The 9,580-nt window shown below is 56.4% G+C and carries 12 protein-coding genes and 1 pseudogene; 10 read left to right on the top strand and 3 right to left on the bottom strand.

The window, feature by feature from the left end:
• From PMI18_RS31485 to PMI18_RS30120, 7 genes and pseudogenes are all read left to right on the top strand, one after another.
• Positions 1 to 112, top strand: a pseudogene (locus PMI18_RS31485) (DsbA family protein); the annotation flags it as partial.
• Between the two features lie 17 nt (positions 113 to 129).
• Positions 130 to 525, top strand: a complete 396-nt coding sequence (locus PMI18_RS21960) for a nuclear transport factor 2 family protein (RefSeq protein WP_007897523.1) — start codon at positions 130 to 132, stop codon at positions 523 to 525.
• Between the two features lie 235 nt (positions 526 to 760).
• The gene (locus PMI18_RS21965; protein WP_007897522.1) at positions 761 to 2,047 is read left to right on the top strand and encodes an OprD family porin; all 1,287 of its coding nucleotides are present in this window, start codon (positions 761 to 763) and stop codon (positions 2,045 to 2,047) included.
• Between the two features lie 417 nt (positions 2,048 to 2,464).
• Positions 2,465 to 3,211 carry a 2OG-Fe dioxygenase family protein gene (locus PMI18_RS21970; protein WP_007897521.1) on the top strand — a complete coding sequence of 249 codons (747 nt, stop codon included), beginning with the start codon at positions 2,465 to 2,467 and terminating at the stop codon, positions 3,209 to 3,211.
• Between the two features lie 46 nt (positions 3,212 to 3,257).
• Positions 3,258 to 3,671 carry a GNAT family N-acetyltransferase gene (locus PMI18_RS21975; RefSeq protein WP_177319015.1) on the top strand — a complete coding sequence of 138 codons (414 nt, stop codon included), beginning with the start codon at positions 3,258 to 3,260 and terminating at the stop codon, positions 3,669 to 3,671.
• A complete protein-coding gene (locus PMI18_RS21980) occupies positions 3,668 to 4,384 on the top strand; it encodes an AzlC family ABC transporter permease (protein ID WP_007897519.1) in 717 nt (238 codons plus the stop codon). Before PMI18_RS21975 ends, PMI18_RS21980 begins: the two co-directional genes overlap by 4 nt.
• Complete coding sequence (locus PMI18_RS30120; protein ID WP_007897518.1) at positions 4,363 to 4,680, top strand: AzlD domain-containing protein; 318 nt, start codon at positions 4,363 to 4,365, stop codon at positions 4,678 to 4,680. The genes PMI18_RS21980 and PMI18_RS30120 overlap by 22 nt, the downstream gene beginning before the upstream one ends.
• Here the strand turns inward: PMI18_RS30120 and PMI18_RS21985 are convergent.
• The gene (locus PMI18_RS21985; RefSeq protein ID WP_007897517.1) at positions 4,597 to 5,523 is read right to left on the bottom strand and encodes a LysR family transcriptional regulator; all 927 of its coding nucleotides are present in this window, start codon (positions 5,521 to 5,523) and stop codon (positions 4,597 to 4,599) included. The two genes, PMI18_RS30120 and PMI18_RS21985, sit on opposite strands and share 84 nt — an antisense overlap.
• Positions 5,524 to 6,208: 685 nt before the next feature.
• Here PMI18_RS21985 and PMI18_RS21990 point away from each other — a divergent pair.
• Positions 6,209 to 6,430: a tautomerase family protein gene (locus PMI18_RS21990; protein ID WP_007897514.1), complete on the top strand. Its 222-nt coding sequence runs from the start codon at positions 6,209 to 6,211 to the stop codon at positions 6,428 to 6,430.
• Between the two features lie 42 nt (positions 6,431 to 6,472).
• Positions 6,473 to 7,183: an SDR family NAD(P)-dependent oxidoreductase gene (locus tag PMI18_RS21995; protein ID WP_007897512.1), complete on the top strand. Its 711-nt coding sequence runs from the start codon at positions 6,473 to 6,475 to the stop codon at positions 7,181 to 7,183.
• Positions 7,184 to 7,249: 66 nt separating this feature from the next.
• Here the strand turns inward: PMI18_RS21995 and PMI18_RS22000 are convergent, their stop codons facing one another.
• Positions 7,250 to 7,573, bottom strand: a complete 324-nt coding sequence (locus PMI18_RS22000) for a hypothetical protein (RefSeq protein ID WP_007897510.1) — start codon at positions 7,571 to 7,573, stop codon at positions 7,250 to 7,252.
• A gap of 297 nt (positions 7,574 to 7,870) precedes the next feature.
• Between PMI18_RS22000 and PMI18_RS22005 the strand changes: the two genes are divergently transcribed.
• The gene (locus PMI18_RS22005; RefSeq protein ID WP_033036058.1) at positions 7,871 to 8,620 is read left to right on the top strand and encodes a hydroxypyruvate isomerase family protein; all 750 of its coding nucleotides are present in this window, start codon (positions 7,871 to 7,873) and stop codon (positions 8,618 to 8,620) included.
• Positions 8,621 to 8,648: 28 nt separating this feature from the next.
• On the opposite strand, the gene PMI18_RS22010 is transcribed toward PMI18_RS22005, so the two are convergent.
• Positions 8,649 to 9,551: a LysR family transcriptional regulator gene (locus PMI18_RS22010; protein ID WP_007897506.1), complete on the bottom strand. Its 903-nt coding sequence runs from the start codon at positions 9,549 to 9,551 to the stop codon at positions 8,649 to 8,651.
• Positions 9,552 to 9,580: the final 29 nt, after the last annotated feature.

Here is a 9,580-nt window from a genome sequence, read left to right as displayed (position 1 = left end):
CCCCTGGCTCGGAAAGCCGCAAGCGTTCGCTCAATGGTTGAGCCAGTCGCTTGCGGTAAAAGAGTCTTCATCCGCGTTTCAAGCCTGTGGCCTCGACGGCTGCGCCCATTGAACTCACCTGGAGTCACCATGGATAACCTGAGCCTGATTAAAAGCACCTACGAAGGCGCCAACTCGCAGGAGAATGCGCGCAACACCGCCGCGGCGCTGGCCGATGACGCTCGTTGGACCGAAGCGGCGGGTTTTCCATACGCCGGCACCTACGTCGGTTTCGATGCCATCGTCGAAAACGTCTTCACGCGGTTGGCCACCGAATGGGACGATTTTCAGTTCAAGGTCGAGCACTACGTCGCACAGGGCGACAAGGTATTTGCCTATGGCAATTACAGTGGAGTCTACAAAGCCACCGGCCGCCCGATGAATGCCCGGGTCGCTCACTTGTGGACCCTGGCTGATGGCAAAGTCACGCATTTCGAACAATTCGTCGATAGCCACACCGTGCAATTGGCTATCGCTGACAAGTGATTTCTTAGACGATTTTCGCCTATTCACAGACGATTCAAGAAATTGACACCTTATTAAGGGCGCGGATAGGATGCGCCCCACGCCTGTGGCTAACCGCCATGACTCACAAAACAATAAAAGGCCCGCCGCGAATTTTCGTGGGCGGGCCTTTTTGTTTTTGGGTGAAAAAAGAGCGCGATATCGCCATTTCAGTGGTTCGACACAGCGCGTATCAACCCGTAATAAGGAAAATAACATGTTGAACAAGCGAATCAGCCTGATCGCATTGGGGATGTTGAGCGCCACTCAGGCCATGGCTAACGACCAGGCCGAATCCAAGGGTTTTGTTGAAGACAGCAGCCTCAAAGTGCTGCTGCGCAACGCCTATATCAATCGTGACTACAAGGACGGCCGACAGGACAAAGCCGAGTGGGGCCAAGCGGCCATCGGTACTTTCTCGTCCGGCTTCACCCAGGGCACCGTCGGTGTCGGTGTGGATGCCTTCGGTCTGTACGCGCTGCGTCTGGATGGCGGCAAGGGCCGCAGCGGCGCCGGTGGTATCGATTTCTTCAAACAGGGTGATAGCGGCAACGCGGCTGACGACCTGTCGAAGGGTGGCGCGGCAGTCAAGTTCCGTCTCTCCAGCACCACGCTGACCTATGGCGACCAGATGCCGGCCCTGCCGGTGCTGAACTACGACAACTCGCGCCTGCTGCCGGAAAGCTACACCGGCACGTTGATCACCTCCAAGGAGATCAAAGGCCTGGAGCTGAACGCAGGTCGCTTCACCGCCGAATCGCGCAAAAGTGCTGAAGGCCGTGACAGCGGTGGCTTGAAGTCGATCAACGTGTTGGGCGGTAGTTACCAGTTCACCGAGCAGTTCAAGGCTGCGCTGTACGCGTCCGACGTCGAAGACGTGCTGAAGAAGCAATACGTGAACGCCAACTACGTGTTTCCGATCGACAAGGATCAGTCCCTGACCCTGGACTTCAACGGCTACCGCACCAAGCTGGACGATTCCTATGTCCGCGAAAGCGGTGCTACCGGCGACGACAACAAAATCTGGAGCCTGGCAGCGACCTTCGCCACCGGCCCGCACTCGTTCACACTCGCTCATCAACGCAGCACCGGCGACAGCAACCTGGGCTACGCCTACGGTGGCTACCAGAAGGATCAAGGTCGCGTCGGCGACGGTGGCAACACCATCTATCTGGCGAACTCCTACTGGTCTGACTTCAACGCCGAAGACGAACGCAGCTGGCAGTTGGGCTACGGTCTGGACTTCAGCGCATTCGGTATTCCTGGCCTGAGCTACAACTTTGCCTATGTGCGCGGTGACAACATCACCACCTCCACTAGCGAAGGCGGCACCGAGCGCGAGATCTTCAACCAGTTCAAGTACGTCGTGCAAAGTGGCCCGGCCAAAGACCTGAGCGTGAAGGTACGCAGCTCGATCCTGCGCGTGTCGCACAAATCCAGCGAGTACAACGTCAGCGGCAACGAACTGCGGGTGTTCGTGGATTACCCGATCAACATCTTTTGATGATCGGCTGAGTCGTTCGCAATGCTGTTCACTTAAGTGCGGCTCCTCAGTCATGTCCTACTTTTGTGGCGAGCGAGCTTGCTCGTGTTGGGCTGCGTAGCGGCCCCAAAAATCTGACAACCATTGCCGATTTTTGTGAGTGCTACTCACTCAAGCGCGAGCATGCCTCCCTCGCCACAGGTTTTCACGGACTCAAGACTCTCTTAAATGAAAGGTATTGCGACTGGTTCGGGGTTTTTTTTCGCCTCATGACCGTAGGAAAATACGAAAAATGGCTGTTTTCGATCGTAAAAAGTCGAATTAAAGCAACTTCATAGCGCGTTTCAATCAGCGCTTGATATGCCTGAAATTCTTTCTCATGGGCCGCAAATCCCGCACCTACTAGATTAAGCCGCTAAATGCAGTGGAGACCTAGTAATGATCGTTTTGAACAGAGAAGTTGGCGAATCGCTACGGCGCGACAAATATGTCAACGTCCAGGGAGCCGACTTCAATCTCTTCGGTCATTTTTCCGACTTCGTCAGATTGACCAAAAGTTGGGAAAGCATGGAGCCGGACAGTTATTACGGCCAAGCCGATGCAGGCATGCGTTTCCGTCGTTACAGCGATTTCGAATACAACCCGGTCACCCGTGACTTGACGCAGCTGGAACACCGCGCCTACGTGCAATCAAAGGCCAATAACAGCTATGTCGGCGGACTTGAGCGGCACTTTCAGGACTTCTCCAATGAAGTCATCAATTCGCCGGTGATGCGCAGCCTCATCGATGCGGATTTCGAGGTGTACAAAAACGTATTGCCGCCTGAGTTGCACGACGAAATCTGGCAATGCCAGATCCATCAGATCCGCATCGAAATCAAGCCAGGCAAGCAACTGGAAATTACCCCTGAAGGTATTCACTGCGACGGTTATCCGTTCAGCGGTGTGCATTTCTGGGGCCGCAACAACGTGGATGGTGCGGAGAGCCGTTTGTATTCGGCCCAACAGGAACAATTGGCGGCGACGACCTATCTGGAAATCCTCGACACGACCTACTTCCTCGATCGCGACATGCGTCACTACGTGACACCGGCACGCAACACCCACGCTCACGAAATGGCCTATCGGCAGATTCTGGCCATTTCGTTCTCGCGGCCCGGGACCGCTTTCGACATTGTTCGCTGAACAGCTCGACCCCATGATGCACATTGCCGAGTGCCCTGCACCGGTAATGTTGCAACGCGCGACGGCCAAGGATGCCCAGCGCCTGGAGCGCTTCTTTCGACAATTCGAAGAAGTGTCGTTCTGTGAATGGCAGGACGCCAAATGCCTGCGCGGTGTGTTGGTGCAGAAAACCACCACCGCGTTCCTCGCGCTCGATATCCGTGGTGAAGTGGTCGGCGCGGTGTTGGGCGGCATGCTCGGCAGCCGTGGCACCATCAATCACCTGGCGGTGAGCCCGGTGTATCGCAGCCAAGGCGTCGGTCAGCGTCTGGTGGAAGCGGCGTCGGCAGACATGAAACGGGTCGGTGTGCTGCGGATGTTCCTGTTCGTTGACGATGCTAACCTTGCCGGCAAACGTTTTTGGAGTGCCCAGGGCTTTTGCGAGCCGCGTGGCGAAACTACCTTTGAGAGGGACCTATGAATGAGACGTCCAGCAGCCAGCCGCTGATGGTCGAGCCCCAGCCCTCGCGCACGTTTGCTGAAGCGAGCCCGGTTATTGCGGGCTACTTCACGGTGTCGTTTGTGTTCGGCTTGATGGCCGTCAATGCCGGATTGCCTGTATGGCTGCCGGTCGCGATGTGCCTGTTCGTCTATGCCGGTGCCTCGCAGTTCGCCGCCCTGGCGCTGATCTCCAGCGGCGCATCGCTGACCACCATCATCCTCACCACGTTTCTGATCAATGCACGGCACATGCTGATGTCGGTCTACATGGCCAAGGCCTTGCAGGCGATGGGGCTCAGTCGTCTCGAGCGCTGGTGTTATGCCGGCGGGCTGACCGATGAATCGTTCGCCTTCCACAGCGTCAAACTGGGCAAGGGCTCGCCGGTCAATGTGCGTTATCTGATTGGCTTTAATCTGTATTGCCACACATCGTGGGTGCTGGGCGGTTTGCTGGGAGCAATCTGCGCACAGTACGCGGCGCATCTGATCAAATATCAGCTCGACTATGCGCTGACCGCGATGATGCTCTACGTGCTGGTATCGCTGTGCAACACCCGCAATAAACTGATCGCCGCACTGGCCGCGGTCGCCTGCATGGGTGTCCTGAGCCTGATCGGCAATTCACCCTTCAACGTATTCATCGCCACATTCGTGGGCTGCGGGGTGGGTGTATGCCTGACCAAACGTTCCTGATCCTGGTCGTCGCGTTGATGATGGCCGTGACGTTCCTGCCGCGCGCGTTGCCGCTGCAGGTGAGCACCGATCATTGGCCACCCCTGGTCGCCCGGGCGCTGGAATACCTGCCGGTGGCGATCGTCGCTGCCATCAGCCTCACGCCGCTGTTGATCAAGGATCAGCATGTGCAGCTCGATCGCCCGGAGTTTTATGCGGCCATTCCGACGTTGTTATGTGCGTATTTCAGCAAAAACCTCTTTCTCAGCGTAGCGGTGGGAACGGCTGCGTACATCGCGCTCGGATCGTTCATGTAGCGACAGAGCGACCACGTCGTTCAGAGCCTGGCCCGACAGCTCGGGGTTATTGACCGCCAGCCGTACTTCGAGGGAGTCCTCGAAATCCGGGAAAATGGTCAAGCCGTTACGCAGGGCCGCCTCACGGGAAACCATGCCGAGGCCGTCCATTTGCGTGATCAATGACAGGGTCAGGGTCTCGCTGCAGGAATAGATCATCCGCTTGCCTGACTCGTAATTACCAAGGCCGGCGTCGAGAAAACGCAAGAAGCTGTGGGAATACGGACAATCGTCGGCAGGACGTACCTGAAACTTATTGCCGAGCAGCATCAGCGGATCGTTTTCCTGACCGCAATGAGCACCCACCACCTGCACCTGCACATCGGGCAGTGCAATGCTGGGTAACCCCGGTTGTTGCGGCCCGATCAGCACGGCCAGGTCGAAGTCTTCATTCTTCAGCTTGCTGAGGTTTTCCATCGACTCGGCGTAGCTGAATTCCAGCTGATAATCAGGAAACACCTCAATGAGGCGTCCGATCATTCGCCGGTTGAAGTCAACCGAGAGCGTGGTGTTAAGTGCAACCTTGAGCGTGCGCTGTCCAGGCACCTTGAGCGCGGCGACCTTTTCTTCCAGTTGCCGCGTGGCGACCAACACTTTGTCCATGTAGGGCGTGAGCTCCGTGCCCTGCGTTGTCAGCGTCAGCCCCTTGTTGGAGCGACGAAACAACCGAAAACCGAACTGCTCTTCGACCTTGTTCAACTGCGCGGCCAATGCCTGCACGGTCAAACAGGAATGCTCTGCCGCCGCCGACAATGAGCCGGTCTGCACAATGCGCATGAGGTTACGTAAGGTTCTGCTATCCATTTGGGTAATGCCCTCTAAAGTGGGCTGGCTATTGTTGTGTACCTGATCGCCCCGGTGGGCGTCGGTCGCGTGCTGGCTATGATCCTGCACCTGAGCATGCTTGTCCCGAGTTTAGTAGCGAAATGATTCCGCGTCCGATGGTTGGAGGCTTACACAGGATCGGGGTTTTGGTGGCGGGTAGGTGATCAGGGTCAAAGAAAAGGCCCGGATGGAGAGGTGTGGGCGTTTTTTGGAAGCAGCTAAACCTTTTTCCAGGGCAAAAAAAAAGCAGCCTGATCAGGCTGCTTTGATGAATAGGTGCTTGATATTGTGCTCCCTCAAGCAGGGGAGGAGAGGTTTACCCGAGCGCTGATTTTCAGGTCATCAACGGGGCTCCTACATCGACTATCGCCACCTGAAGGCAGTCGGTTTCGCGCTCTCAATTAAATTTTCTTCCCGTGTGACGCGGGTGTCAACGGGTGTATTTGACCGTGTGTCGGCGTCTTTCCGGGCCGGTTTTTTCTTGGTCGGCCTCGTAATGACGGTGAAGACTTTCGCAGCGAAGGAAAAGGTTCGGGGCATAAACTCATTACACCACATCACTAATGATGTTCCCGTCCCCACCTTTATCCCCCTGACCCCACCTCATACAGTCCTCTCCAACGCCTCCCCATCATTCCGATGAGAGGGTCACTGGAGATTCATCATGCCTTTCGTAAGCGTACGCATTACCCGCGATGGCGTTACCTCCGAGCAGAAAGCTCAGGTGATCGCCGAAATCACTGAAACCCTGGAACGCGTCCTCAACAAACGCCCGGACCTGACCCACATCGTGATCGAAGAAGTCGACACCGATAACTGGGGCTATGCCGGGATCACCACTACCCAATACCGCAAGCAACTGGCTGAGGCGCAAGGGCAGTCATGACCGCGTCCGTCAAAGCCATCATTCAGTAGTAGAGGGTTCATCATGAGCAATTCGAAAAAAGTCATCGTTATTACTGGCGCCTCTCAAGGTCTCGGCGCAGGCATGGTCAAGGCCTTCCGTGATCTCGATTACCGGATCGTCGCTACTTCGCGTTCGATCCAGCCATCCACCGACCCGGACATCCTTACCGTTGCCGGCGACATCGGCGACCCGGCGATCGCCCAGCGAGTCATCCGTGAAACGATCGAACGTTTCGGCCGTATCGACACCTTGGTCAACAACGCCGGGATCTTCATCGCCAAGCCATTCACTGCCTACACCCCCGAGGACTATGCCGCGGTGCTGTCGGTGAACCTGAATGGTTTCTTCTACATCACCCAACTCGCGATCACCGAGATGGAAAAACAGGGCAGCGGCCACATCGTCAACATCACCACCAGCCTGGTGGACCACGCCATTGACGGCGTGCCGTCGGTATTGGCCTCGTTGACCAAAGGTGGATTGAACGCGGCGACCAAATCCCTGGCCATTGAGTATGCCAAGCGTGGCATTCGGGTGAATGCGGTTTCCCCGGGCATCATCAAGACGCCGATGCATGGTGAGGAAACTCACGAAGCACTGGGAAGTTTGCACCCGGTTGGGCACATGGGAGAGATCAGCGATATTGCTCAGGCTGTGGTGTATCTGGACAGCGCCAACTTTGTCACCGGCGAGATCTTGCATGTTGATGGTGGGCAGAGTGCGGGGCACTGAGAGCGGTTCAGGAGTAGGGCGCTGTTCACAGCAAGGACGACGACCAGCGCTCTCATCCTTGAGTCATTAACCTCCGAACGGCGCTACCTTGATCGGTTCACCCTTTTTCGCGCATGACGGTGGATTGGTCATACCCAGCGTCAGCAGGTTTCCTCCGTTAATGATGCAGTTGAACTGCTGGTTATCATTGGTTTTCAGCGCGACATAAGTATTCGTGCCTTCAGTACGACGGCTGACAATACTCAAGTCAGAAGGTGAATAGCCTAACGCGCCAGCGCTCTGAGATTTGATCTGCTCATCGGTTAGCGTGTTGGTACTGCTGGCGATGGAGTTGCAGCCGGCCAGAGCGAACAACAGCGCACCCGCCAGGGTTATCTTGTGAAGAGTCATGGGAGTGTTCCTTACTCGTTGGTGTTTCTTTCGGTCGTGTGGTGCCACGTACTTACCGGAAATCACAACTGAGGAAAGCAGTGGCTTGTGAAGCGTAGCAGAGGGAGATCTGCTCATTAGTGGCTGAGAGACTTCTTGTGCTGACTGTTCGGGCCAATGCTGTTAGCCCCACGCCCCCCCAGAAGCAACAAAGCCCTCGCATTGCTGCGAGGGCTTTGTTTTGATGCAGTGCTGGAGCTGCGAAGGATGCTCCAGGCTGATGATTTCGTTTCTTCCCAAGGATGGAATATTTACCCAATGCTCAAGTTCAATGCTCATCTCGGTTTCCAATTCAATGAATTGCCTTTTCTGCAACGCATCGAAGCAGCCGCCGCAGCGGGTTTTCGGGCGGTGGAATTCCCGTCGCCCTATGAATTCGACGCGAGCCTCCTGGCCGATCACCTGGCGCAATACAGTCTGCCGTTGATTCAGTTCGCCGCACCGGCGGGCGTTACCAAAGGCATCGCTGCCTTGCAGGGCAAGGAAGAAGAGTTTCGCCACGGTTTGCTCCAGGCCGCCCGCTATGCAAAGGCGCTGGCATGTTCGGATGTCCACATCATGTCTGGCGTTACAACGCAGGATGACGCAGGACCTATCTTCGAAGGCAACCTGGAGTATGCCGTCAAGTACTTCGAGGATCAGGGTTTGCGGCCGCTTATCGAAGTCATTTGTACGCAAGAGATGCCGGGCTATTACATGTCTGACTTCAGCAAGGCGCAACAGGTGCTGGAGACTTTCCCGAGTGTCGGGCTGATTCTCGATCTTTACCATGCCCAGCTTCTGACTGGAAACGCGGCAGATATTCTGGCTCGGTTTTATGACAGAACAGTCCATGTGCAAATTGCCGACTGCCCGGGTCGTCACGAACCGGGAACAGGGAATATTGACTTCGCCGCTTTGTTCGCGGCGCTGGAGCAGCGTGGCTACACAGGATGGATCGGGTGTGAATACCGTCCTTGCGGTTCTACCGTTGCGGGCCTTGACTGGATCAAGCAGCTAAGTGCTTAGCGCTTGCGGCAGACGGGACTCAGATAAATCAGGTCCGCACCTCGCCCGCTCTGATGAATTCAATGAGGGCGCTCAAGGCCGGTGGCACATGGCGCCGGCTGGAGTAATAAAGAAAGAATCGGCTTGGCGGTGCTTTCCATTCCTGGAGTATTTCTCTGAGATGCCCGTTCCGGATGTCGTCGCGCACCAGTTCCTCGTAGACATAGGCAATACCGGCGCCATCTTTCGCCGCCTGAATCATCAGCGCATCGTCTTCCAGAATGAGTGGGCCTGTGACGGATAACCGTATCGGTTGACCGTCTGCTTGATACTCCCAAGCGTAAAGTTTGCCACTGGGAAAACGCCTGGCAATGCACGCATGCTCGAGCAAGTCGCGAGGGGCGTGCGCGATTCCGTTAGCGGCCAGATAGGCATCCGAAGCAACGGTCACGAACGATTGAGGTGCGCCGACAGGGACTGCGATCATATCGCCGGCCAGGCTTTCACCAAAGCGGACTCCCGCGTCAAACCCGCCACTCACGATATCGGTCAATCCATCATCGGTGATCAGGTCCAATTGAATACGTGGATACCTGGCCACGAAGGGTGCGAGCACTTTCGCAAACACGACGCGAGCCGCCGGACGCGCCACGTTGAGGCGAAGTTTGCCAGCGGGCACTTCCTGCATCGAGGTCAACTGCGCCAATGCTTCGTTAACCTGGTTCAGGGTCGGGACCAGCGTCGCCAATAGCTGCTGGCCGGCCTCGGTCGGGGTCACGCTACGAGTGGTTCGGTTTAGCAGCCTGATACCCAGGCGTGCCTCCAACGCTCGCATCGCGTGACTCAACGCGGAAGCCGAAACGCCACGCTCGTCCGCGGCCTTGCGAAAACTGCGATGGCGAGCGACGGCCGCAAAGGCATCGAGTTCGGAGAGATCGGGGTGATTACTCATGAATGTCGTTCAGTAGTTAAAATACGATT

Origin of the sequence: Pseudomonas sp. GM102 (assembly GCF_000282555.1) — a bacterium.
Lineage (GTDB): Bacteria > Pseudomonadota > Gammaproteobacteria > Pseudomonadales > Pseudomonadaceae > Aquipseudomonas.
The sequence above is the reverse complement of the archived record's forward strand: the minus strand, read 5'-3'. Positions and strand labels throughout refer to the sequence as shown.